Raw genomic sequence first — 26,659 nt, 5'->3', positions numbered from 1 at the left:
AAAAGTTTTTTCATATAAATCAAAGATAGGTAAGAAATATGTTAAAATTTTATTAAAGCAGGCTATTCTAAGAAGTTCTGTGTAACATTTTGGCACGAAACTTGTCTACTTTATAAATAACCAATCAAATTTAAAGATTATGAACACATTTTCTAAAAAATACGAAACAGCAAAAAACAACTCAATTGAGTTTATGAAAAACGGACAAATTAGTGCTTACTTTAATGCGCTTTTAGAAATGAATAAATATAAAAGATTAATGGTGGCAGTTGTTGCCAATTAATTTTTAGTTTAAAGTAGTAATTACCTAAATAAGTAAACAGAAAATTGTTTATTTAATCAAATCAAACCCACAATAAGGAACCAATACATCTGGTATTTTTATTCCTTCTGCTGTTTGGTAATTTTCTAAAATTCCAGCTAAAACACGCGGTAAAGCTAAAGAACTCCCGTTAAGTGTGTGTGCTAATTCACTTTTTCCTTCTTTATTTTTAAAACGAAGTTTTAATCTGTTTGCTTGAAAAGTTTCAAAATTAGATGCAGAACTAATTTCCAACCATCTGTCTTGAGCTGTAGAAAATAGTTCAAAATCAAAAGTTAATGCAGATGTAAATCCAGTATCACCTCCACATAAACGTAAAATTCTATAAGGTAATTTTAATTCTCTTAAAATATCTTTTATGTGTTCTACCATTCCGTTTAAAGCTTGGTAAGAATTTTTTGGATGTTCTACACGTACAATCTCAACCTTATCAAATTGATGTAATCTATTTAATCCACGTACATGTGCTCCATAACTACCTGCTTCTCTTCTAAAACAAGGAGTGTAACCTGTTAATGTGATTGGAAATTCTGTTTCTTGTATTAAATTTCCACGAAATATGTTTGTAATAGGTACTTCTGCAGTTGGTATTAAATATAAATCATCAATTGTAGAATGATACATTTGTCCGTCTTTATCTGGCAATTGACCTGTTGCTGTTGCAGAAGCTGTATTTACCAAATGTGGTACTTGTACTTCTCTATATCCTGCTTTTGTGTTTTTATCTAAAAAATAATTGATTAGAGCACGTTGTAATCTTGCTCCTTTTCCTTTATAAACAGGAAAACCAGCACCAGTAATTTTGGTTCCTAATTCAAAATCGATAATATCATATTTCTTTGCTAATTCCCAATGAGGTAATGCATTTTCTCCTAAATCAGGAATAATTCCTTCGCTAAAAATTTTTTCATTGTCTTCTTCAGTAGTTCCAGCTTTTACAGAAGCATGAGGAATGTTTGGTACCTGATATAATAAGTTTTGTAACTCGCTTGCAAAATCGTTCAAACTTTCTGCAAGTTCTTTAGATTTTTCTTTTAACTGACCCGTTTTTTCTTTTAAGATGTTTGCTTTTTGTACTTCTCCAGATTTGTATAAACCGCCAATTTCTTTGGACATTTTATTAGATTCTGCTAATGTGTTGTCTAACTCAACTTGAGTTTTTCTTCTGTTTTCATCTGCAGTTAAAACTTGTTCAATAATAGTTTCGGCATTTGCAAAATTACGTTTTGCTAATCCTTCTAAAACAGTTTTTTTGTTATCTCTAATAAATTGTACTTGTAACATTGTTGTATGTATTAAAGCACAAAGATACAGTAAGCATAAGACTTAAACAATCTAGAATTAGAGATTGTTTTTAATATAATTTCTAGCAGTTTGCTCGTCTTTTTTAATTTGCTGAATTAGAGTTTCTATAGAACTAAATTTTTTTTCATCTCTTAAAAAATAAAGCAATTCAATGGTAAGAAATTGGTTGTATAGGTCTTGATTAAAATCAAAAAAATGAACCTCTATAGTTTGATGATTGCCATTAACAGTGGGTCTATTACCTATATTCATCATTCCAAAAACAATTTTGTTGTTTATTTTAGATTGAACAACATAAACGCCTGTTTTTGGTATTAATTTATAGTCTTCTTTTACATTAATATTTGCTGTAGGAAAACCAATTTTACCACCTAATTGTTTGCCATTAACAACATTTCCAGTCAGCATAAAGTTATAACCTAAATAATTGTTGGCAGTTTTTAAATTTCCTTGAGCTAAAGCCTTTCTAACCTTTGTAGAGCTTACAGAAACTTCATCTATATCTTGAGCCGGAATTTCTTCTACAGTAAAATCAAATAAATGACTGTATTCTGTTAATTGAACAATATTACCTTCTCTATTTTTACCAAAGTGATGATCGTAACCAATAATTAATTTCGAAATATTTAGTTGATTCACTAAAATATCTCTCACAAATTCTAATGCTGTTAATCTAGAAAACTCTTTACTAAAAGGATGAATAATTAAGTAATCTAATCCTGTTTTTTTTAAAAGTTCTGCTCTTTCATCAATAGTATTTATTAATTCTAAAGAAATGTCTTTTTGTAAAACCATTCTTGGGTGTGGAAAAAAAGTAAGTAAAACAGACTTTTTATTTGCTTTTTTAGCTTCTAAAACCAGCTTCTCAATAATTTTTTGATGGCCAAAATGAACACCATCAAAAGTACCAATGGTTACATAAGTTTTTTCGGTTGTAGAAAAGTTGGAAATATTCTGAATTGAATCCAAATAAACATAAATTTAAATACTCTACAAATGTACAATATCTAGTTGTTTTTACTAATATGTAATGTAGTAGTTTTACAACCTTGTTATTGATGAAAATATCCTCTTTTTTTATTAAAATCTTAAAAAATCAGTCTATTTATTCAATTATTCAAAAAAAATTGTATTTTGCCAAATAGTTAACAAATAATTCAAATTATGATAAAAAAAATTTTACTTCTTGCGTTTTTTGCTTTTAGTAGTTTAACAATGGTTGCTCAAACCACTGTTACTGGTACTGTTAAAGACGCAAAAACAGGAGAAACAATACCTGGAGCCAACGTTAAGATTTCTAGAAAATCTGTTGGTACTAATACAGATTTTGACGGAAACTTTGTCTTAAAAGTTTTAGACAAACCTCCTTTTACTTTAGAGATTTCAGTTTTAGGATTTCATACAGAAAAAGTTGAAATAACTAAAAACAACCAAAAGGTTGAGGTTAGTTTAAAAGAAAACGCAACATCTTTAGATGAAATTGTGGTTTCTGCATCTAGAACTCCAGAGCGTATTATGGAATCTCCTGTTACCGTTGAAAGAATGGATAGTAGAGCAATAAAAAACACCTCTGCACCAAGTTTTTATGATGGGTTAGAAAATTTAAAAGGAGTAGATGTAAATACAAATAGTTTAACCTTTAAGTCTGTAAATACACGTGGTTTTGCTACATTTTCTAATACGCGTTTTATGCAATTAGTAGATGGAATGGATAACTCTTCTCCAGCATTAAACTTTGCTTTAGGAAATTTATTAGGAATGTCTGAGTTAGATGTAAAAACGGTTGAGTTACTACCTGGAGCATCATCTGCATTATATGGTGCAAATGCATTTAATGGAATTATGTTTATGACAAGTAAAAGTCCATTTGAAGACCAAGGTGTTAGTTTTTCTTTAAAAAGTGGTTTTACTAGTCAAGATGCTGGTGGTACAAATGAATTTAACGATTTTAATTTGAGAATAGCTCACACCTTTTCAGATAAATTTGCAGCAAAAGCAACTGTTTCTTATCTAAAAGGTACAGATTGGTTTGCAACAGATTATAGAAATACTAGTAAGGGAGAACTAGTTTCAGGAGATAGAAATTCTGATAGAAATTATAATGGAGTAAATGTATTTGGAGATGTTGTTTCTACTAACATAAGAGGTGTTGCTCAAAGTCTTGAGGCTTTAGGAATTATACCAAATGGAGCTGCTGCACTTGTACCAAGTGAAAATATAAGTAGAACAGGGTATAATGAAAGAGATTTAATAGATTATGGAGTAGAAAGTCTAAAATTTGGAGGCTCTCTAAATTATCGTCCATTTGGAGATGATCGTTTAGAAGTTATTTGGAATTCTAAATTAGGTTCTGGTACAACACAATATTTAGGGGGGCAAAAATATAGTATTAAAAACTTTTTTATGCAACAGCATAAATTAGAACTTAGAGGGAAAAACTTTTTTGTTAGAGGATATATGACAAGTGAAGATGCTGGTGATTCATACAATACTTTGTTTGCGGCAATAAATATTAATAGAGCATGGAAAGATGATAATACTTGGTTTGGAGAATATACAGGAGCTTATCTTGAGGGAACTCTAATGGGATTAACATCAGATCAAGCCCATGCAGTAGCTAGACAAACTGCAGAGACAGGAAGGTTTGAACCAGGTTCAGAAGAATTTAAGGCAGCTTTTGATAAAATTACTAATGACCCAGATTTATTAACAGGAGCTAAGTTTAGAGATCAAACTAAATTGTATCATGGTGATGCAAATTATAATTTTCAAGATGTTATAGACTTTGCTGAAATTCAAGTAGGTGCTTCTTATAGAAGATATTCATTAAATTCTTTTGGAAATATATTTACAGATGCAAATGGACCTATTAATTATGATGAATATGGTGTGTATACTCAAGCGCAAAAAAAATTCTTAGATGACAACCGTTTAAAAGTAACAGCCTCAATTCGTTATGATAAAGCACAAAATTTTGATGGTAATTTTTCACCAAGAATATCCTTTGCATATGCAGGAGGAGAAAATAAGAATCAAAATTTTAGAGCATCTTTTCAAACAGGATTTAGAAACCCAACAACTCAAGACCAATATATAGGTTTAGACGTAGGTAATGCTATTTTAGTAGGAGGAGTTGAAGATAATATAGATAGATATTCTACAACGTTTCAAGATGCTGGAGTCACTTATACTTTAACAGGTAGAGACGCTTACGAAAATTCGTACACTGTAGCTAGTGGAGGAACTGTAAAAGCTGATGTAGCTTTTGTAAAACCAGAAAAAGTAACAGCTTTTGAAGTTGGTTATAGAGGTTTGGTTAACACGGGGGCTTCAGATAGAATTACTGTAGATTTAAGTGTGTATTACAATCAATATGAAGACTTTATAGCAAATACCAACGTTCTTGTACCATATAATGCAGTAGGAGGTTTTAAAGTTTTTCAGTTATATTCTAATTCTCCAGCAGATATAAGTTCTTATGGAGCAACAATTGGTTTAAATACTAAAGTTCTAGATGGATTTAACTTAGGTATAAACTATACACTTGCTAAATTTGATTTTGACCAAGCAGCAAACCCAGACTTTGAAGCTGGCTTTAATACCCCAGAACATAAAGTGAAAATTGAGTTTGGAAAAAGAGAATTATTTAAAAATTTTGGATTCAATATTAATGCTAGATGGCAAGATGAATATAGATGGGAATCTACTTTTGTAGATGCAACTATAAAATCAAGAACTGTGCTAGATGCACAAATTAATTATAGAGTTCCTTCAATAAAGTCCGTTTTTAAATTAGGAGGAGCAAATTTAACAGGTAAAGAGTATTTAAGTGCTCCTGGTGTTGGTGCAATTGGTTCTCAATACTATCTATCTTGGTCAATTAATAACTAATAAAAACAAAATTTAATGAAGAATTATAAATATATAGGATTGTGTCTCTTAACGCTTGGTTTTGCATCTTGTGATGTAAATAATGAGTTAGATACAATACCAGAAGAGGTAGTTGCAGAAGTAGAATTAAATGTAAATGGGTTAGATTTTTCTAAGTATGTTTCTATTGGAGCTTCTTTTACCGCAGGTTTTACAGATGGAGCACTTTTTAAAGCAGGACAAGAGAATTCTTTTCCAAGTATTTTAGCAAATAAATTTGATGCAGCAGAAAGCTTTAATCAACCTTTAATGAGCGATAATACTGGAGGTATGATAATTCCAATTCCTGGAATTGATGATTTAGCTTATCGATTAATTTTTAATGGAAAAACTCCTCAAAGATTAGATGAGTTTTTAACAGATTTAAGAGAACCTGTACCACCAGTAAATACAAATGCTGGGGTTAGTTTAGCAGCAGATGGTAGTATATTTACTAATGTTGGGGTTCCTGGAGCCAAAAGCACACATATAGATTATAATGGTTATGCTAGTTTAAATCCATATTTTGGACGAATGGCAAACTCACCAACAGTTTCAATGTTAGAATATGCAAAAGAGCAAGCACCAACATTCTTTACTTTATCAGAAATCGGAGGAAATGATGTTTTAGGTTATGCAACATCAGGAGGTGAAAGTGATGTAAATGCTGATAATTATGATCCTATTACACCAATAGCTACTTTTGATTTTGTATTTAATGATATGGTTAATCAATTAACGGCTGTTTGTCCTAATGGAGTTATTACCAATGTGCCTTATATTACAGATTTACCACATTTTACCACAGTTCCTTATAATCCTTTAGATCCAAACGATGAAGATACTGGTTCTAGCCTTAAGGCTCAAGTTCCTTTATTAAACTCTGTATTTGGTGCAATTAATCAAATATATACTGGAGCTGGAGAACCTGAGAGAGCTATCGTTTTTTCTACAACAGAAACTAACCCAGTAATTATATATGATGAAGATGCTACAGATTTATCTGCTGCAATTACTTCTACTTTAGGAGCGAGTCCAACTTTTATTCCTTTTGTTGAATCTTTAGGTTTACCTGCTGTTGCTGCACCTTTAGTAGCTAGTTTATTAGGGAATCAATACGGAAAAGCAAGATCTGCAACTTCAGAAGATTTATTAGTTTTACCAAGTAGTTCTGTAATAGGGACTGTTAATGAAGGTCATGTTGGAAATTTAGTTACTCAAAGTGGAGGACTTTTACCATTAACATTAGCAGGTCAGTTTTCTGCAGAAGGAGTTACTCTTCCATTAGCAGATAAATGGGTATTAACACCTGAAGAACAATTAGAAATTAAAATTGCTACAGATGGATATAATGCAACAATTTCAAGTGTTGCTAGTATAAAAGGATTAGCATTTGTAGATTTAAACTCCATTTTAACAGAAGCTTCAACTGCTGGAATTGTGTTTGATGGTTATACTATGACTACTAATTTAGTGACAGGTGGTTTGGTAAGTTTAGATGGTATTCATTTAACAACAAGAGGATATGCATTAATGGCTAATAAAATTTTAGCCGCTATAGACACGACTTATGGTTCTAATTTTATAACTGCTACAAATGGTTTAGCCAAAGCAGGGGACTATCCAACTAATTATTCTCCAACGTTACAATAGCAAAAGAGATTTATTATAATAAAAAAGGTTGAGAATTTTTTCTCAACCTTTTTTGTTTTTATAAAAATTATTAGCTTGTTAAGAAAGCATCATAGTTGCTCTTTTTACGCCAGCAACTAAAACATCAATTTCTTCTTTTGTATTGTAAAATGAAAAGGAAGCTCTTATGGTTCCTGGTATTTTATAGAAATCCATGATGGGTTGTGCACAATGATGTCCTGTTCTTACGGCAATTCCTAATTTGTCTAAAATGGAACCAATATCATAAGGATGAATTTCATTTACATTAAAAGAAATTACAGCTGTTTTTTCTTTTGATGTTCCAAATATTTTTAAACCTTCAATTTTTAATAATTCTTGTGTTCCGTATTCTAAAAGCTCGTTTTCATAAGATGCAATCTCATCGAATCCTACTGAGTTTAGATAATCGATAGCAGCTCCAAAAGCAATTCCTCCACAAATATTTGGGGTTCCTGCTTCAAATTTATGAGGTAAACCTGCGTATGTTGTTTTTTCAAAAGAAACAGTTTCTATCATTTCTCCTCCACCTTGATAAGGAGGTAGTTTTTCTAACCATTCTTGTTTTCCGTACAACAATCCAACACCTGTTGGCCCACATAATTTATGTGCAGAAGCAACATAAAAATCAACATCTAAAGCCTGTGCATCTAGTTTAATATGTGGTGTTGCTTGTGCTCCATCAATTAAAACAGCAGCGTTTACTTTATGAGCAGCATCAATAATTTCTTTAATAGGATTTACAGTTCCTAATGCATTTGAAACATGATTACAAAAAACCAATTTTGTGTTTTCGTTCAATAAATTATGATATACATCCATATCTAAAGATCCATCCAATTTCATTGGAATTACCTTTAAAATAGCGCCAGTTTTTTCGCATAACATTTGCCAAGGCACAATATTAGAATGATGTTCTAAAGCAGAAACGATTATTTCATCACCTTTATTTAAAAGTGATGCAAAACCAGAGGCAACCATATTTATACTATGTGTTGTGCCAGAAGTTAAAATGATTTCATACGCTTCTTTTGCATTAAAATGTTGTTGAATTTTAATACGCGCTTCTTCATATTTGTCTGTTGCTTCTTGACTTAAAGTATGCACACCTCTATGAATGTTAGCGTTGTAATTACTATAATAATCAACAATAGCATCAATAACTATTTGAGGAGTTTGTGAAGTTGCTGCATTATCAAAATATACCAAAGGTTTTCCATGAACCTGTCTTTTTAGAATAGGAAAATCTTCACGAATTTTATCAACATTTATCATACGAAGTCAGTTTAAAAAGCAAAGATAAAGTTTGAATTTTTAAACTTGTAAAAAAGACAATAAGAATTTTTTATTATACTACTTTAGAAACTAATTTTACTAAAAAACCAACGCCATTTTGAATGTTTGAAATAGCAGAAGCTTTTTCATTGTTTGTTAAAGAAGCATTATTTATTTCTGTTAAAACAGCTAAAGCATCGTTGTTTGTAATATTACTTTCTGAAATAAATGTATCTATTTCTGATGTTTTTAAACTCGTTAAACCAGCTAATTGGTTTTTAAATTCAGCATCTGTTTGAGAAACGGCTTTTTCTGCTAAGGCTCTCCAATCTATATCACTCATAACGGTTTATTTTATTAGTTTTTCTAGGTTTAATAATTTGCCCATTCCTAAACCAGTTTTGTTTAATAAACTATCTAACTTATTTTCTATTTGTTTAAAATTAAGTTTGTTTCCTGTTAAATTATTAATTTCTGCTAACGCGCTTTGTTCTGCACTTTTTTCTTTTACGGCAGAATTAATTAAGTTTTGTAGCGAAGAAGTTGCTTTAGAATATGATATGAAATTTGTATTTAAATCAGAAACTATTTTCTGTTGTTGATTTAATAATAAATCTTGCAATGAATCTCTTTTTCTATTAATTACAGGTATAATTGCTTCAATAATATTTGGTAATTCTTTTTTGTAGTCTATATCTTGAGGTAACAGTTTTTGATATTTTTCTATAATTGCAGGTGTGTATTTACTAGTGATAAAATTATTTAAACGCGCTTTTTTTTCATTAAATAATTGATTTACTAAAGATATATTTAGTTGATGCATTGCATCACCTTCATCAATCACTTTTTTTGTTAATTTAGATGTTGAATTTGGCAAACTAGCACACGATAAAAAAAGTGTAGTTGCTAGTAATAGAAATATTTTTTTATACATTAGTTTATGGCGTTTTGTGATATAAAAATGCTCTTAATTCTGTTGATAATACCTTGTAAAATGCTAAAAATAGCATCTGAAGAGAACCCACCAACTAAAGCAAGAATACTTTTATTAAATAAATTAATTTGTTTTGGATCTGTTGTATAAAATGATATGATTTCAGACATGATTAATCCAGAAATAATTCCTAAAATAATTTGAGATAAATAGCCAATTGCATTTTCTGGAATTAATGACCCTTTTTTTAAGGAAATACTTACTTCTTTTAATAAAAAAAACAATACTCCTAAACCTGCAACTGAGCTTAAATAAGTAATATTAAGTAACAAAGGAATTCCACTATTATTCATCATTCCTTTATCTAGAGAGTCGTTATTTACTTGAGAAGACATTCCTGTAGCTATATAAGCAATCAAAAAAGCAAGTGCCAATAAAACTAAATTTCTTAATAGTGGAAGTTTTTTAAAGATAGATTTTCCATTTCCATCCTTATTTAATTTTTGAGTATATCCAATAGATTTTGGTGTTGCAGGAGCTACATTTTTACACAAAAGGTTATGTGCATTTATCAAATCGTCTACATTACTATTTTGTATCAATGAATTTACTTCCGTGTTTACCATAATTCCGTTAAAAATTGCAAAAGACAACATATTATTTATTTCTCTACTTAACTCAGTAATTACATCTTCAGAAATTCCAGGACTTACTTTTGTGGTAGTTGGTTTTGTTGAAGATGATTTTGGTTTTGTTGTATCTGTCTTTGTAGTTGGTGTAGTCATTTTATTTGGCTTGATGTTTTGGGTTAAAACTAATAAAATCAATCAGTTATATTTTACATAGAAACCCCTTTTTTTACTTTTAGGTATTTATACTGATATAAAAAAGTTGAGCTTTTAATTCTTATTTTTACAACAGCAAACCTTTATTAGATGAAAATTTTAAAACGAATTTTACTTTTACTTCTTGTTTTTATTACAATTGCTGTAATCTACAATTACCCAAAACTGAATATTTTAGCAGGTTATTCTGCAAAAAATACTGCATCTTCTGTATTTGTTGCTAGAAGAACTTTAGAGTTTACAGATGCAACCGACAATAATTTTTCGCCTGTAAATTTAGCTTCAGATGAAATTGAGGTAGATAAAAAAGCAGCTACATCTTCTGTATATAGTTTGTTAACTAGAAAAGCAATTATTAGAAAAGGTTTAGGTTCTGTTTTAACTTTAACAGAAGAAGATGAAACTGCTTCGTACTTAATACCAAATAGATTAAAGCCAGATTATAGAACACCTTTTCCGTATGGAAATGGAGAACAAAAAGATTCTGTTTTTAGTACTATTAATTATAAGAACTTAAATATAGCTATAGATTCTTTGTTTCAAGAAAAAAATAAAACAAGAGCTGTTTTAGTAGTTTATAAAGATCAAATTATTGCAGAAAAATACAATAGAGGTTTTAATAAAGATTCTAAAATATTAGGATGGTCTATGACCAAAAGTTTGTTAAGTACTGTTTTTGGAGTGATGCAGCATCAAGGTAAATTGAATATTCAAGATAAAGCTCCAATAGATTCTTGGCAAAATGATGAACGTAAAAACATTACTATTCATAATTTATTACAAATGAATTCTGGTTTAGAATGGGATGAAAATTATGATGAAATTTCTGATGCTACTAAAATGTTATTTTTAGAAAGAGACATGACCAAAATGCAAGAAAACAAGCCTTTGGTTGGCAAACCCAATGAAACTTTTAATTATTCTTCTGGAACTACTAATTTATTGTCTGGTATTTTAAGAAGTCAGTTTAAAACACATCAAGAATATTTAGATTTTTGGTATACAGATTTTATTGATAAAATAGGAATGAACTCTATGATTTTAGAAGCAGATTTAAGCGGAAATTACGTAGCTTCTTCTTATTCTTGGGCAACCACAAGAGATTGGGCAAAATTTGGGCTGTTATACCTTAAAAACGGAAATTGGAATGGAGCACATTTATTAACCAAAGAATGGGTAAAATATGTTACAACACCAACACCAACTTCTAAAGGAATTTACGGAGCACAGTTCTGGTTAAATGCAAATGGCAATTTTAAAGATGTACCTAAAAATATGTATTATGCAGATGGTTATCAAGGACAAAGAGTCTATGTTTTACCAGATCAAGAAATGGTAATTGTACGTTTTGGATTGACTAATTTTGATGAAAATGAGTTTCTGAAAGGAGTTTTGGAATCTATAAATTAATTTTTTGCATCTTTGCAACTCAAAATAAGATAATAAAAAAGGATTAAACGAATGAATATATATAGAAATCACATAAAAAACGGACGCTTTTTGCGACTATTGAAGTATATATTCTAGTAAGTAACTTTAAATAAAATAGTAAAAACGTCCAAAATTCATTTTTTGGACGTTTTTTTTATAATTTTTTTCAAAAATTAATAAATGCCAAATCAAAGTGTAGTTTTTAGTTACATATCACAACTTCAAAGAGTTATCTAAACTCACTATTTCTGCTTAAAAGCGGACAGGTATTTTATTGTCTAAAAATAATATAAAAACCTGATAATCATTAAGTTAATTTAAAATTTTATTTGTGTAATTCAAAAATCTGTTTTAGGTTTGCATCGCAATAAAGCAACAAAAATTGCTGAAATAATTCAGCATAAACAACGAAGTACAATGTTCAATCATCAATTAACAAAAAACATACAAAGAGAACTAGGTTCTTTTTATTGTTTACTTCGCGACTTTCAACATTACAAATAGTTATATGCTATTATATATGAAAAGTCCGAAGCTAAATTAAAGTTTCGGATTTTTTTTATGCCTTTCCAAAAAGTAGTTTAAGTAAAATTTTGAAAATCAGAAATTTGAGAATTTCATTGTTATAAATGGAATTTACAAACAGATGCTCACAATTATCACGAGTTTTCTGAATGAATAAGTATTTGCCAAAATTAAGAGGTCAATAAAAATTGGCTTAGATGTTAAGTGGCTTTACGTAGGCAATAATCTAGTAAAGAACTTTAAAATGAAAACAAATTGGAAAACACAAAATATAAATATCCGTGAAAATAGTTTTTTAAAACTTGTTGAGAAAATAGATAAATCAAATAACAAATCAACACGTTATAAAGGTACTATAGAAACGATGCTTCTTGAGTTTTTTGGAAAAACAAGTAAGAAGAAATACATATGGAAAAGAGCAACTTTTAAAAGGTTATTAATCCATGCATACAATCAAAAATGTTATGGTTTGCTTAGAGATTATAAAAGTGTAGAAGTTTTACACAATATTAGTTCTTTTGGTAATCAATTGGTTAGAAATATAGAAAGTTGGGAGCGTAAAGGTTTTGACAAAGAAGAGCAATTAAGATCTTTAATTAGACATAGTTTTGCTATTTATGAAACACCAGTATTTTTAGAAAACACTTTTTTTGAAGTCGATAAAAAATTTATGCTTTGGTATTTACAATTGGGTAAAGGTAAAAGTGTAAAAGAATTGTCTCAAATGCCAATACGTTTAACTAGTAAAATGGCTCACGAATTTAAAAATGCTCCTAACTATTTTGAACCGAATCAAACATTACGTTTTGTGCAAGCCTTAGGTTTTGGAGCTTCTTTTAAAACGGCTAAACTTATTGGTTTTTCTAAACTATCTAATATTAATGAAAGCGAAGAAAAGTTCTGGGAAACCGTAGTTCATTTTTTTTCAAAAGAAACGAATATAGATGGAAAAGAGTTGGACAAAATCTTGGAGTTTTTAATGTTTAAGTATAGAGAAAATAAAAAGTTCTCTATGAAAAATAGAAAGCAAAGAGCATTGTTACAACAAGCTTTAGAATGGGAGAAGAATGTGTATGCGAGTAATATTGGTGAAATATTAAGATGGGAAGCTTCTGGAATTACACCCTTATATCAAGAAAAAACAGAAAATGGGAAGAAGGTAGTATATAAAACAGTTGAATTATTAAACTCTATAGCTCTTTTTGATGAAGGTAATGCAATGCATCACTGTGTTGCAGAATACGATGAAGATTGTAGTGAAGGTGTAAGTACAATTTTTTCTTTACAAAGAGTTTCTGAAAATAAATTGACAGAACGTTTGGCAACTATTGAAGTTGGTTTAAGTGAAAAGAAAATTATTGAAGCAAAAGCCAAGTTTAATGAAGAACCAAATGAAAAATCTATACAGATGATAGATTTGTGGGTTAATAATTCACAAATAAAGGGAAGTTATGATGTTGTAGAATATGAAAATTATATGAATGGAGCAGCAATTGAAAATGCTAATCATGTAAATACAGATGAAAATTTCGATACAATAGTAAGAATCGTTTTTTGGATTATATTTTTCATTATCAAAGCAATCCTGTTAAGTAAATAAAAGAGAAGGTGATAAGAGTAAATATCATCTTCTCTTAATAAAAGATAAAATATCATGGGAAATAAATTAAAAGGAAAAGACCTAATTAAATTAGGCTTTCCAAAGAATAATAGTATCAATATTGCATTAGGGCAAATTAATAGATACAGAAAAAGAGAAAAGAAAGAACGCATTTTAGAAGAAGCAAAAGAAGTGCTTTTAGCACCAGAAAAGTTTCAAGGAAATGCCATTTGGGGTAAAGTTGCAGAAGGTTTAGTAAAACCTGTAGAAGTAAAAATGCATCAATTAAAAAATACAAGAGTTCCATTTTCTATTTATGGCGAAAATGAAATAGATGAACAAGCAAAGTTTCAATTGTACGATGCATTAAAATTACCAATTGCTGTGCAAGGAGCTTTAATGCCAGATGCACATTATGGTTATGGTTTGCCAATTGGCGGAGTTTTAGCCACAGAAAATGCAGTAATTCCTTATGGAGTAGGTGTAGATATTGGTTGTAGAATGTGTTTAACAATTTACCCGATTCCAGTTTCTTTTTTAAAAGGAAAACAACATCAATATGAAAATATTTTAAAGAATCACACAAAATTCGGAATGCGAGAAACGCACGATAAAAAACAAGATCATGAAATATTTTATAGAGATGAGTTTACAGAAATTCCGCTAATAAAACGCTTAAAAGACAAAGCGTATAAACAATTAGGAACTTCTGGTAGCGGAAATCATTTTGTAGAATTTGGTACAGTTTCAATTACAGAAGAAAACAATGAATTTGGATTAAAAATTGGTGATTATATTGGTGTTTTATCACATAGTGGTTCTAGAGGTTTAGGTGCAAATATTGCAAAACATTACACGTATTTGGCAACAAAACAATGTCATTTACCAAAAAATGTACAGCATTTGGCTTGGTTAGATTTAAACACGCATGATGGACAAGAATATTGGTTGGCAATGAATTTAGCTGGCGATTATGCTAAAGCTTGTCATGATAATATTCACGATAGAATTGCCAAAGAATTGGGTGCGAAACCAATTGTGAAAATAGAGAATCATCACAATTTTGCGTGGAAAGAAACTGTAAATGGCAAAGAGTGTATTGTGCATAGAAAAGGAGCAACTCCAGCACAAAAAAACACGTTGGGTATTATTCCAGGTTCTATGACAGCTCCAGGTTTTATAGTTCGTGGTTTAGGAAATCAAGAAAGTTTGCAATCAGCTTCTCATGGAGCAGGTAGAAAGCATTCTCGTAGAAAGTGTAAAGAAAAATTCACAAAAAGTGATGTAAAACATCAACTAAAAATAAACGATGTTACACTTATTGGAGGTGGAATTGATGAAGCACCAATGGCTTACAAAAACATCAAAAAAGTGATGGCAAATCAGCAAGAATTGGTAGAAGTGTTAGGCACATTTACACCAAAAATTGTAAGAATGGATACCTAGTATTTGGGCGTTTTAACAGGCTTTACACTATATCTTTTTGCAGAAAAAGCAAAAAGGATGTCGTTTCAATCCTTAACGCAAGCAAATTAAAATAAATCTGTCATTTTGAGCGAAACAAGGTGAAGTCGAAAAATCTTTTTTAAATAATAAGATTTCTCCATAAAGTCAAAATAACAGTAAAAAGAACATTTAAAAATGAAAACTAAAATAATACAAATATCAGCAGGAAAAGGACCTTTAGAATGTGCCTTTGTAGTTGCAAAAGTGTTAAAAATATTTCTAAAAGAATTGATAACCAATAAGGTTGAGTATACAATTCTTCATAAAGAAAACGGACTCCAAAATGGCACAGTGCAATCTGTAAGCATACAATTAAAAGGAAACCATCTTGCTGATTTTTTAACAAATTGGTTGGGTACAATTCAATGGATTGGTATATCAACATTTAGAAAATTACACAAACGTAAAAACTGGTTTATTGGCTGTTTTGAAATTCAAGATTCATCAACAATACAAATCAATGAAAATGAAATTCAATTTCAAGCAATAAGAAGTTCAGGAGCAGGAGGTCAGCATGTAAACAAAGTAAGTTCTGCAATAAGAGCAAAACATACAACAGGTTTACAAGTGTTGGTTATGGATAGCAGATCTCAACATCAAAATAAAAAAATAGCGATTAAAAGATTACAAGAAAAGGTTATCAATTTTAATGTAGACCAAGCAAAAGAGCAGTTAAAAAATCAATGGGAAAATCATCAAAAATTAGAAAGAGGAAATCCTATTAGAGTTTTTACAGGAAGTGATTTTAAACAAATTAAAAAAAGTAAATCATTTAAGAATAAGAGAAATCAATTAAAAAATGATTTACGAAAACAATTAGAATAATAGCACGAATGTCACCTTGAGCGAAGTCGAAAGGTCTTTGAGATTTCTCGACTTCGCTCGAAATGACAAACGTAAAAAGCAAAAACAAAATGGGAACATTAGTAAACAACTACGTGTTTAAAGCATTAGAAAACTATCCTTACGATTTAGAAGAAGTAATGGAAGCATTGAATTATGCCTTGTCTTATGATGAAAAAAACACAATGGCTTTAACTTTAATGGGAAGAGTACATTCAGAAAAGTTATATAAATATGAAGAAGCAATTGTTTATTTTAAACAAGCTTTAGCAGAAAACATTCATGCCTTTGAAGTATATATACCGTATATAAATACACTTTTATGGAATGAAGATTTTAAAGAAGTAGATGAGTTTATCGATTTTGCATTAACCATAAAAGGATCAGACAAAGGTGTTTTATATTTAAAGAAAGCCATTTTGTTTGAACAGTTAAAAGAGTATAAAGATGCACTAACTTTTATAAAAAAGGCAAAAGAGTATGCTTATAATACAGATTTTATGGCTGATATTAATATAGAAAAAGATCGTATTAAAGAGAAAATGCCTAAAAAAAAGAAAGTAAAATTATCTAAAAACAAGGAGAAGAAAAAATAATGCTATAAACATAAAACCACGCTTTTAGCGTGGTTTTATGTTTTATATAAGTAAATGTTTCTAAAGATCGAAACCAATATCTACACCTAATTTTTTGGCAATTATTTTTGTAATTCTAGACTTTACCTCTGGTATTTTAACGCTTTCTAAAACTGTATTTGCAAAAGCAAACATTAATAATGCTTTCCCTTCTTTTTTCGGAATTCCACGTTGTTGCATGTAAAATAAAGCATTATCATCTAACTGACCAATAGTACAACCGTGAGAACATTTTACATCATCTGCAAAAATTTCTAGTTGAGGTTTAGCGTTAATTGTTGCTTTGTCACTCATTAAAACATTATTGTTTTGCTGATAAGCATTTGTTTTCTGAGCTTCTTTTTCAACAATTACTTTACCGTTAAAAACAGCTGTAGATTTATCATCATAAATCCCTTTATAATCTTGATGAGATTCACAATTTGGTGTAATATGATGCACTAAAGTGTGATGATCTATATGTTGCTTTCCTTCGCTAATTGTAATTCCTTTTAAAATAGAATCTATGTATTCTCCTTTTTGAAAGAAGTTTAAGTTGTTTCTAGTAATATTTCCTCCAAAAGAAAAAGTATGTACAGAAACCACACTATTAGACTGTTGTTCTACATAAGAATTATCAACTAAAGAAGCTTTAATATCATCATTCTGAATTTTGTAATAGTCTACAAAAGCTCTTTTATCAGCAAATATTTCTGTAACCGCATTTGTTAAAACAGGATTACTTGTTAAACTTTGATGACGTTCTATAATTTGTACATGAGAATTTTCGCCAACAACAATTAAATTTCTTGGTTGCAACATTGTTGCAGCCTCAGAACCTGTTGTAAAATTTATAATTTGAATTGGCTTTTCTACTTCAATATTTCTAGGAATATTTATGTAAGCTCCTTCTGTTGCAAATGCCGTATTTAACGATGTTAAATTGTCTTGTTTTGCTATTTTATTAAAGTAGTTATCAATTACAGCTTTGTATTTTGGTTTACTTAATGCAGCAGACATTAAACACACATCAATATTTTCATGTGTAGTTTCAGATAAAAACGGGCTATATTTTCCATCAATAAAAACAACTTTGTAAGTGTCTATATCATGTATAAAATACTTTTTTACATCTGCTAATTCTACAGCAACACCTTTGTTAGGAAATAAACTGTAATCTTCTTTTAAAACTGAGTTTAAAGAAGTGTATTTCCAAGCTTCTAATTTCTTTGTAGGAAATCCTAAATCTTCGAAACTTTTAAGCGCTTTAGAACGAATTTCATGTACATCAGTATTTGTATCTACACGATTTTCAAAAGCTACATATGATGATAATAATTTATCTTTTAATTCCATTATTTCAGTCTTCAGTCTTCAGTCTTCAGTTAATAGTTTATGAATTTTCATATAACTATTGATGACTGATTATTTTTTTATTCTTAACTAATTTTCACACAGTTGCTCACTGTATTCTGCTACTGATTTTACTGCAAACTTATTTTACAAGTTCTTGCTTAATCCAATCATAACCTTTTGCTTCTAATTCTAAAGCCAAAGAAGCATCACCAGACTTTACAATTTTACCATCATGTAAAACGTGTACAAAATCAGGTACTATATAATCTAATAAACGTTGGTAATGTGTAATTACAATTACTGCATTGTCTTTAGATTTTAATTTATTTACACCATTTGCAACAATACGCAAAGCATCAATATCTAAACCAGAATCCGTTTCATCTAAGATGGCTAATTTTGGTTCTAACATTGCCATTTGAAAAATTTCATTACGTTTCTTTTCTCCTCCAGAAAACCCTTCGTTTAAAGATCTAGATAAGAATTTGCGGTCTATTTCTAACAATTCAGATTTTTCACGAATCATTTTTAACATGTCTTTTGCAGGCATATCTTCTAAACCTTTTGCTTTACGAGTTTCGTTAATAGCAGTTTTAATGAAGTTAGTTACAGAAACTCCAGGAATTTCTACAGGATATTGAAAAGATAAAAACACACCATTATGTGCTCTTTCTTCTGGTGCAAGTTCACTAATATCTTCACCATTTAATTCAATAGTTCCATCAGTAACTTCATATTCTTCTTTACCCGCAATAACAGAAGCCATTGTACTTTTACCAGCACCATTTGGTCCCATAATTGCATGTACTTCACCAGCTTTTACTTCTAAATTCAATCCTTTTAAGATTGATTTTCCTTCTATTTCTGCCTTTAAGTTTTCTATTTTTAACATCTTGTTTATGCTATTGGCTTTTAGCTTTTGGCTATCAGCATTATTTTATTGTTGATATACTTTTTTAGTTGGTGAATGTCTGTTTATCCTACAGAGCCTTCTAAACTAATTTCTAATAATTTTTGAGCTTCTACAGCAAATTCCATAGGAAGTTTATTTAAAACCTCTTTACTAAATCCGTTTACAATTAGTGCAATTGCTTTTTCTGTATCAATTCCACGTTGATTACAGTAAAATAATTGGTCTTCACCAATTTTACTTGTAGTTGCTTCGTGTTCTATTTGTGCAGATTTATTTTTAGTTTCTATATAAGGGAAAGTGTGTGCTCCACATTCATTACCCATTAACAAAGAATCACATTGAGAGAAATTACGAGCGTTTTCTGCTCTAGAATTTATCTGAACTAATCCTCTATAAGAGTTTTGAGATTTTCCTGCAGAAATACCTTTAGAAATTATAGTTGACTTGGTGTTTTTACCCAAGTGTATCATTTTTGTACCTGTATCTGCTTGTTGGTAGTTGTTTGTTACTGCAATTGAGTAAAATTCACCAACAGAATTATCTCCTTTTAATATACAAGAAGGATATTTCCAAGTAACTGCAGAACCAGTTTCTACTTGCGTCCAAGAAATTTTTGCGTTTTTCTCACACAAACCTCTTTTGGTTACAAAATTGTAAACTCCACCTTTTCCTTCTTTATTACCAGGATACCAGTTTTGTACAGTAGAATATTTAATTTCTGCATCATCCATTGCAATTAATTCTACAACAGCTGCGTGTAATTGATTTTCATCTCTACTTGGTGCTGTACAACCTTCTAAATAAGAAACGTAACTTCCTTTGTCTGCAACAACTAGTGTTCTTTCAAATTGTCCTGTTCCTCCTTCGTTAATTCTAAAGTATGTTGATAATTCCATTGGACATTTTACGCCTTTTGGAATGTAACAGAAAGATCCATCAGAAAAAACTGCCGAATTTAATGCTGCATAAAAGTTGTCTTTTGTTGGTACAACAGTTCCTAAATATTTTTTAACCAATTCTGGGTGTTCTTGAATTGCTTCAGAAATAGGCATAAAGATAATACCTTTTTCACCTAATGTTTTCTTAAAAGTAGTCGCTACAGAAATAGAATCCATAACAATATCTACAGCAACATTGGCTAATTTTTTTTGTTCGTCTAAAGAAATTCCTAAACGCTTAAAAGTGTCCAATAATTCTGGATCAACTTCATCTAAAGAGTTTAATTTTGGTTTTGCTTTTGGAGCAGAATAGTAAGCAATGTCTTGAAATTTTGGTTTCTCATAATGCACATTTGCCCATTCTGGTTCTTCCATTTGTTCCCAAACTCTAAAAGCTTCTAAACGCCATTCAGTCATCCATTCTGGCTCGTTTTTCTTTTTAGAAATTGCTCTTACAACATCTTCGTTTAAACCAACAGGAAATGTATCACTTTCTATATCTGTATAAAAACCGTATTTATATTCTTGGGTTTCTAATTCTTTTTCTAAATCGTCTTCTGTATATTTTGACATCTTTATCTTAAATTTTTAAAGTGAAAACGATTCACCACAACCGCATGTTCTGTTTGCGTTCGGATTGTTAAAAACAAATCCTTTTCCGTTTAATCCTCCTGAGTATTCTAAAGTAGTTCCTACTAAATATAAAAAGCTTTTTTTGTCGACAATGATTTTTACCTCATTTTCTTCAAAAACTTTATCGTTTTCTTCTTTTTTATTATCAAAAGTTAAGTCGTAAGACAATCCTGAACAACCTCCACTTTTAACACCAACTCTTACAAAATCTGTAGCTGGGTCAAAGCCATCATCAGTCATTAATTCTCTGACTTTTTTCTTTGCTGTGTCTGAAACTTTTATCATAATTTTAAATAGATTAAATCTAAATTGTTTGCAAATATACGATATAAGTCGAATAAAAATTGCAAACTTTCATTATGAAACTTAATATAACAATTGGTTTTATTGATTATTAAGTTATGCTATATTTTTTTAAGTATATGTAGAGTTACCTCAAATTATAATTATAACAGTAAATTAAGCTAGTTCGTGTTTTCTAACTCTAATACTTTTTGTAACATTTTATCATCTTGATGCATAATTCTGTAAAAACCAACATCACCAAACAGCGTGTTTGCAATAGATGCTTTTAAAGATTTTTTTAAGTTTTGCTTCATTTTAAAAGATGGGTTTGCTCTGTCTTTTATTTTTGATAAATAATTATTAAAAACAGTTTCTTCTTTATCAAAACCTTTTATAAAGCTATTAATCGTCCATTTTTCTAAATCTTTTCTATTGTTATCTACATAATCAAAAGCATAATTATTTAATGAGTTAAAATAGAAATTAGTCATGTAAGAAGTAGTATCTACAGCAACAAACACATCTGGTATAATACCACCACCACCATAAACAACTTTACCTTTTGGTGTAGTAAATTTTAAAGAATCTATTACTTTTATACTGTCTTTATTTAAAAGTTCTCCATTAGAAATTCTTTGTTGATAGTCTTTATAGTAGTTTTTATTTCCGTTTTTAGAATATGGTTTTTGTATAGAACGGCCAGTTGGTGTGTAATAACGGGCAGTTGTTAAACGAACTGCAGAACCATCTCCTAAATCCATTTCTACTTGTACTAAACCTTTACCAAAAGAACGACGTCCAATAATGGTACCTTTATCATTATCTTGTAGAGCTCCTGCAACAATTTCTGATGCAGATGCAGAACCTTCATCAATTAAAACATATAAACCACCTTTTTCGAAACTACCTTTAGAAGTTGCAAAAGATTCATCTATTTTATTTTTATTGTTTTTAGTAAAAACAATTAATTTATCATCTTCTAAAAATTCATCAATAATTTCATTTGCTATATGTACAAAACCACCCCCATTTCCTCTTAAATCTAAAACAAGATCTGTCATTCCATTATCTATAAGTGTGTTTAAAGAAGATTTAAATTCTTTGTATGTATTGGCTGCAAAACGATCTAATTTAATATACCCAACAGAGTCATTAACCATATAAGAAATATCTACACTTTTAATATTTACTTTTCCACGAGTTATATTTACATTAAAAAGAGAATCATTACTTTTTCTATAAACTTGGAGCGTAACGTTTGTGTTTGGTTTCCCTTTTAAATATTGAGGAACTTTATTGCTAAACATTTTTTTACCAAATAAGGTGTCTTTATCTGCCATTAAAATTCTATCACCAGCTTTAATTCCTGCTTTAATACTTGGCCCTCCTTTTATAGGTTGAATTACAGTAATAGAGTCTTTTATCATTCTAAATTGAACACCAATACCAACAAAATTACCTTGCATATTCTCTTTAACAGCTTGTAAGTTTTCTTTTGGAATGTAAACAGAATGAGGATCTAATTTACCCAACATTTCATTAATTGCACCATCTAATAAAGATTCTGTGTTTACAGTATCTACGTAATCTTTTTCAATAAAGTTTATTAGTCTTTTAATCTTCATTTCTTGCGAAGCGTTTTTAGACAAAGACAACATGTTAGATGAGCTGCCATTTAAAGAAATACCAATAATTATTCCTAAAACTACAGCTATCGAAAAATAAATAGGTAAGTTATTTTTATTATTCATAAGGTAAATGCATAATTTCTACACCAGCTTTTGCTAAAAAATCGATTCCAGAAGTATCTCTGTAAGAGTTAGCAAAAACCACACGTTTTATTCCTGCCTGATGAATTAATTTACTGCATTGTGTACAGGGAGATAAAGTAATATATAAAGTAGATCCTTTTGCAGATTGAGTAGAAGATGCAACTTTTAAAATTGCATTTGCTTCTGCATGTAAAACTTCCCATTTAGTAATGCCTTCTTCATCTTCACAACAATTATCAAAACCAGTTGGAGTTCCGTTAAAACCATCAGAAATTATCATTCTATCTTTTACAATTAAAGCTCCAACTTGTTTGCGTTTACAATGTGAGAGTTTCCCCCATTCAAAAGCCATTTTTAAGTAAGCTCTATCGTATTTTAATTGTTTTTTATCAGTCATTAAAACGAAAGTAAAAAGATTTGAAGAAATAAGACGTTAATTATAAGACAAAATTTAAATCAATTTTTACAATTATAAAAAATAATGAAAAAATATTTTAGACGTTTCCTTTCAGGTCGGGCTTTCACTACTCGCTTTTTTTGTAAAAACAAAAAAGAGCTCAAACAAACCTTTCAATCCCTAACGCAACCTACTTGCTAGCTTAAAAAAAAAACAAAACATTTTCTTTTACCAAAAAACGCGGTCTAACATCATTTGTATTGCAAAACCAATTACAATAGATGAGCAAACCAAAATCCAATCTCTTTTTGTAACCTTAAAAAAGTTTTGAAGAATCGTACCAATTATTAAAATACCAAAAACAATAATTATTTGAGCAGCTTCAATACCTAGAGCGAATTCTAATAAAGGAAAAAGTTTATTTTCTTCTTTACCAATCATCATTTTAAAATAATTAGAAAAACCTAAACCATGAATTAATCCAAAAAATACTGCAAAAATTAAATTAGTATTTTCTTTTCCAGCCGATGATTTCTTAGCGGTAATAACATTAATAAAACCAGTAATAAATATAGTTACAGGAATTAAAAATTCTATTAAATTCATTTTAATTTTTAGAACTCCATAAGCAGACAATGCTAATGTAACCGAATGCCCAATAGTAAAAAGAGTAACCAACCAAAGCACTTTTTTCCATTGGTTAAAACTAAAAACAACAGCTAAAACAATTAAAAATAAAATATGATCGTAAGCAGAGAAGTCTAACACATGGTTAAGACCCATTTTAAAGTAGAGGATAAATTCGTCCATTTTTAAGTTTAAATTAAAAGAAGATTCCAAAGATATTAAAAACTTCTAAGTAAAAAACTTAAATATGCAAATACAGAATTCATATTTCTAAGAAACCTATTTTGTAGAATATTCATTTTCATTGTTTTATTTTTTCAAATTGATAAAAATTTACTTTCTAATTAAAAAATAATGACTTGAAACTAAAAAAATAAGTAATAATACGTAGTTTTGTTGTGTAAAATACGTAATTATGAAAACAATTATTGTTGTTGGTAATGGAATGGTTGGTTATAAATTTTGTGAAAAATTTGTAGCAGCATCAGGAAATGAAAATTTTAAAGTTATTGTTTTTGGTGAAGAGCCAAGACCTGCTTATGATAGAGTTCATTTAAGTGAATTTTTCGAAAATCAAGATGCGAAAGCTTTAGAAATGGCGCCTGCAGAATGGTATAAAGAAAACGGAATAGACTTAGTTGTAGACGAAAGAGTTACAGATATTCAAAAAGAAACAAAAACCATAATTACTGCAAAAAATAGAACTTTTAATTATGATTATTTAGTATTAGCAACAGGTTCTTCTGCTTTTGTTCCACCAATTAAAGGAGTAGAGAAAGAAGGTGTTTTTGTGTATAGAACAATTGAAGATTTAGAAGGTATGTTAGCATACGCTGCTAAATTAAAAGAAGCTAACCCAAAAGCTAAAGCAGCAGTTTTAGGTGGTGGTTTATTAGGTTTAGAAGCTGGTAAAGCTGTTATGGATATGGGTTTAGAGCCACATATTGTAGAGTTTGCACCTAAACTAATGCCAAGACAATTAGATGCAAGAAGTAGTAAGGTGTTGCAGTTAAAATTAGAATCTATAGGATTAAATATACATTTAAGTAAAGCAACCAATCAAATTTTAGGAGAAGACCATATTATCGGTATGGAATTTGGAGAAGATGATGTTTTAAGTGTAGAAATGTTGGTGGTTTCTGCAGGAATTAGACCAAGAGATGAGCTTGGTAAAACTTGTGGGTTAGAAATGGGAACTCGTGGTGGAATTGTAGTAAACAATAAAATGCAAACTTCAGATGAAAATATTTATGCAATTGGTGAGGTTGCTTTGTATAATCAAATGATTTACGGTTTAGTGGCTCCAGGTTATGATATGGCAGGTGTTGCTGTAAACCAGATTTTAGGTGAAATAGATAGTTTAATGCCAGCAGATATTGATATGTCTACCAAATTAAAATTAATTGGTGTAGATGTAGCAAGTTTTGGAGAGCCTTTTATGCCTGCTGCTAAAGGACATTCTATCATATTTGAAAATAAAACACAACATTTATATAAAAGAATTAATGTAAGTTTAGATGGTAAATCTTTATTAGGAGGAATCTTAGTAGGTGATGCTTCAGATTACAGTATGTTACATCAAATTTATTTAAACGGAATGAAAATTCCTGAAGATCCAGCACAATTAATTTTACCAGCAGGTGATGGAGGTGGTTCTTTTGGAGATGTAATGGATTTGCCAGATGAAGCGCAAATATGTTCTTGCGAAAGTGTTACCAAAGGCCAAATTTGTGGAGTAATTGAAAGTGGTAAAGCTAAAGATGTTGCAGATGTTGTAAGCTGTACAAAAGCAGGAACTGGTTGTGGTGGTTGTAAGCCTATGGTAACAGATTTAACCAATGCAACTCTTAAATCTTTAGGTATAGAGGTTAAAGAAGGAGTTTGTGAACATTTTGATTTAAGCAGGCAAGATTTATATAAAATTATACAAGTAAAAGGATATACTACTTTTGATGAAGTATTAGACAATCATGGAAATGTTGGTCATGGTTGCGAGCTATGTAAGCCTTTGGTAGCTTCTTTAATGGCAAGTATCAATGCAGATACTGCTAATAAAGAATATGCTATTCAAGATTCTAACGATCGATTTTTAGCAAACATTCAAAGAAATGGTACTTATTCTGTGGTACCTCGTGTTCCAGGAGGAGAAATTACTCCAGATAAATTAATTGCTCTTGGTCAAATTGCTAAGAAATACGATTTATATACAAAAGTAACAGGTGGTGTTCGTATTGATTTATTTGGTGCAACATTAAATCAACTACCTTTAATTTGGAAAGAATTAATAAGTCATGGTTTCGAAAGTGGACATGCTTATGGTAAATCTTTAAGAACAGTAAAAACATGTGTGGGGTCTACTTGGTGTCGTTACGGAATGGATGAAAGTGTAAGTTTTGGTATAGAACTAGAGAATCGTTATAGAGGTATTCGTGCACCTCATAAAATTAAAGGTGGAGTTTCTGGTTGTATTAGAGAATGTGCAGAAGCTCGCGGAAAAGATTTTGGTTTAATTGCTGTAGAAGGTGGTTGGAATTTATATGTTGGTGGAAATGGTGGTGCAACACCAAGGCATGCAGAATTATTAGCAGAACAGATAGATAATAAAACTGTAATTAAATACATAGACCGTTATTTAATGTTTTACATGCGTACAGCCAAACCATTACAACGTACTGCTGCGTGGCAAGATAGATTAGAAGGTGGTTTAGATTATTTAAAAGAAGTTATTATTGATGATAAATTAGGTATAGTTGAAGATTTAGAAAAAGAGATGCAAACTTTAGTAAATAAGTTTGAATGTGAGTGGACCCAAGCAGTTAATGATCCAGAAACAATGAAACGTTTTAATCATTTTGTAAACAGTGAAGAAGAAGATGACAACTTAGTTTTTGTTCCTTTAAGAGATCAAAAAATGCCAGAACCTTGGAAATAATTAAAAAGTTTTAAAAATTAAAGTAA

At 29.9% G+C, this 26,659-nt stretch carries 22 protein-coding genes; 9 read left to right on the top strand and 13 right to left on the bottom strand.

Annotated features, from left to right (window positions below):
* The first annotated feature begins 139 nt into the window (after nt 1–139).
* Nucleotides 140–283, top strand: a complete 144-nt coding sequence (locus ABJG40_RS11755; RefSeq protein ID WP_249980707.1) for a hypothetical protein — start codon at nt 140–142, stop codon at nt 281–283.
* Nucleotides 284–331: 48 nt separating this feature from the next.
* On the opposite strand, the gene serS is transcribed toward ABJG40_RS11755, so the two are convergent.
* Both serS and ABJG40_RS11745 read right to left on the bottom strand, forming a co-directional pair.
* On the bottom strand, nt 332–1,606 hold the full coding sequence (gene serS, locus ABJG40_RS11750) for a serine--tRNA ligase (protein ID WP_348024775.1): 1,275 nt from the start codon (nt 1,604–1,606) through the stop codon (nt 332–334).
* 57 nt (nt 1,607–1,663) lie between these two features.
* Nucleotides 1,664–2,596, bottom strand: a complete 933-nt coding sequence (locus tag ABJG40_RS11745) for a bifunctional riboflavin kinase/FAD synthetase (RefSeq protein WP_348024774.1) — start codon at nt 2,594–2,596, stop codon at nt 1,664–1,666.
* Between the two features lie 195 nt (nt 2,597–2,791).
* On the opposite strand from ABJG40_RS11745, the gene ABJG40_RS11740 reads away from it, so the two are divergent.
* Together ABJG40_RS11740 and ABJG40_RS11735 are read left to right on the top strand one after the other, a co-directional pair.
* A complete protein-coding gene (locus ABJG40_RS11740; protein WP_348024773.1) occupies nt 2,792–5,518 on the top strand; it encodes a TonB-dependent receptor in 2,727 nt (908 codons plus the stop codon).
* Nucleotides 5,519–5,533: 15 nt separating this feature from the next.
* Nucleotides 5,534–7,189: a G-D-S-L family lipolytic protein gene (locus tag ABJG40_RS11735; RefSeq protein WP_348024772.1), complete on the top strand. Its 1,656-nt coding sequence runs from the start codon at nt 5,534–5,536 to the stop codon at nt 7,187–7,189.
* A gap of 78 nt (nt 7,190–7,267) precedes the next feature.
* On the opposite strand, the gene ABJG40_RS11730 is transcribed toward ABJG40_RS11735, so the two are convergent.
* From ABJG40_RS11730 to ABJG40_RS11715, 4 genes are all read right to left on the bottom strand, one after another.
* Nucleotides 7,268–8,482 (bottom strand): cysteine desulfurase, encoded by a 1,215-nt coding sequence (locus tag ABJG40_RS11730; protein ID WP_348024771.1) that lies wholly within the window; start codon nt 8,480–8,482, stop codon nt 7,268–7,270.
* 73 nt (nt 8,483–8,555) lie between these two features.
* Complete coding sequence (locus tag ABJG40_RS11725; RefSeq protein WP_348024770.1) at nt 8,556–8,825, bottom strand: hypothetical protein; 270 nt, start codon at nt 8,823–8,825, stop codon at nt 8,556–8,558.
* 6 nt (nt 8,826–8,831) lie between these two features.
* Complete coding sequence (locus ABJG40_RS11720; protein WP_348024769.1) at nt 8,832–9,416, bottom strand: hypothetical protein; 585 nt, start codon at nt 9,414–9,416, stop codon at nt 8,832–8,834.
* On the bottom strand, nt 9,416–10,243 hold the full coding sequence (locus ABJG40_RS11715; RefSeq protein ID WP_348024768.1) for a hypothetical protein: 828 nt from the start codon (nt 10,241–10,243) through the stop codon (nt 9,416–9,418). Before ABJG40_RS11715 ends, ABJG40_RS11720 begins: the two co-directional genes overlap by 1 nt.
* A 108-nt stretch (nt 10,244–10,351) precedes the next feature.
* Here ABJG40_RS11715 and ABJG40_RS11710 point away from each other — a divergent pair, with 108 nt between their 5' ends.
* The 5 genes from ABJG40_RS11710 to ABJG40_RS11690 all read left to right on the top strand — a co-directional run bounded on the left by ABJG40_RS11710 (nt 10,352) and on the right by ABJG40_RS11690 (nt 16,762).
* Nucleotides 10,352–11,671, top strand: a complete 1,320-nt coding sequence (locus tag ABJG40_RS11710) for a serine hydrolase (RefSeq protein WP_348024767.1) — start codon at nt 10,352–10,354, stop codon at nt 11,669–11,671.
* A 790-nt stretch (nt 11,672–12,461) separates the two neighbouring features.
* On the top strand, nt 12,462–13,817 hold the full coding sequence (locus tag ABJG40_RS11705) for a PcfJ domain-containing protein (RefSeq protein WP_348024766.1): 1,356 nt from the start codon (nt 12,462–12,464) through the stop codon (nt 13,815–13,817).
* 54 nt (nt 13,818–13,871) lie between these two features.
* Nucleotides 13,872–15,263, top strand: a complete 1,392-nt coding sequence (locus ABJG40_RS11700) for an RtcB family protein (protein WP_348024765.1) — start codon at nt 13,872–13,874, stop codon at nt 15,261–15,263.
* A gap of 195 nt (nt 15,264–15,458) precedes the next feature.
* A complete protein-coding gene (prfH, locus tag ABJG40_RS11695; RefSeq protein ID WP_348024764.1) occupies nt 15,459–16,148 on the top strand; it encodes a peptide chain release factor H in 690 nt (229 codons plus the stop codon).
* 89 nt (nt 16,149–16,237) lie between these two features.
* Nucleotides 16,238–16,762, top strand: a complete 525-nt coding sequence (locus ABJG40_RS11690; protein WP_348024763.1) for a hypothetical protein — start codon at nt 16,238–16,240, stop codon at nt 16,760–16,762.
* A gap of 60 nt (nt 16,763–16,822) precedes the next feature.
* Here the strand turns inward: ABJG40_RS11690 and sufD are convergent, their stop codons facing one another.
* From sufD to ABJG40_RS11655, 7 genes are all read right to left on the bottom strand, one after another.
* Nucleotides 16,823–18,136: a Fe-S cluster assembly protein SufD gene (gene sufD / locus ABJG40_RS11685; protein WP_348024762.1), complete on the bottom strand. Its 1,314-nt coding sequence runs from the start codon at nt 18,134–18,136 to the stop codon at nt 16,823–16,825.
* 139 nt (nt 18,137–18,275) lie between these two features.
* Entirely contained in the window at nt 18,276–19,028 is a 753-nt protein-coding gene (sufC, locus tag ABJG40_RS11680; RefSeq protein ID WP_348024761.1) for a Fe-S cluster assembly ATPase SufC, read from the bottom strand.
* Nucleotides 19,029–19,111: 83 nt separating this feature from the next.
* A complete protein-coding gene (sufB, locus tag ABJG40_RS11675) occupies nt 19,112–20,560 on the bottom strand; it encodes a Fe-S cluster assembly protein SufB (protein ID WP_348024760.1) in 1,449 nt (482 codons plus the stop codon).
* A gap of 15 nt (nt 20,561–20,575) precedes the next feature.
* Nucleotides 20,576–20,905: an iron-sulfur cluster assembly accessory protein gene (locus ABJG40_RS11670; protein WP_348024759.1), complete on the bottom strand. Its 330-nt coding sequence runs from the start codon at nt 20,903–20,905 to the stop codon at nt 20,576–20,578.
* Nucleotides 20,906–21,084: 179 nt separating this feature from the next.
* Complete coding sequence (locus ABJG40_RS11665; RefSeq protein WP_348024758.1) at nt 21,085–22,656, bottom strand: S41 family peptidase; 1,572 nt, start codon at nt 22,654–22,656, stop codon at nt 21,085–21,087.
* Entirely contained in the window at nt 22,649–23,074 is a 426-nt protein-coding gene (locus ABJG40_RS11660; protein WP_348024757.1) for a dCMP deaminase family protein, read from the bottom strand. The genes ABJG40_RS11665 and ABJG40_RS11660 overlap by 8 nt, the downstream gene beginning before the upstream one ends.
* 228 nt (nt 23,075–23,302) lie before the next feature.
* Nucleotides 23,303–23,884: a HupE/UreJ family protein gene (locus ABJG40_RS11655; protein WP_348024756.1), complete on the bottom strand. Its 582-nt coding sequence runs from the start codon at nt 23,882–23,884 to the stop codon at nt 23,303–23,305.
* 232 nt (nt 23,885–24,116) lie between these two features.
* On the opposite strand from ABJG40_RS11655, the gene nirB reads away from it, so the two are divergent.
* Nucleotides 24,117–26,633 (top strand): nitrite reductase large subunit NirB, encoded by a 2,517-nt coding sequence (nirB, locus tag ABJG40_RS11650; protein ID WP_348024755.1) that lies wholly within the window; start codon nt 24,117–24,119, stop codon nt 26,631–26,633.
* The last annotated feature ends 26 nt before the right edge of the window (nt 26,634–26,659 follow it).

It is taken from the genome of Polaribacter sp. (genome assembly GCF_039939415.1).
Classification (GTDB): Bacteria; Bacteroidota; Bacteroidia; order Flavobacteriales; family Flavobacteriaceae; genus Polaribacter.
This window is presented reverse-complemented; position numbering and strand designations above follow the sequence as displayed.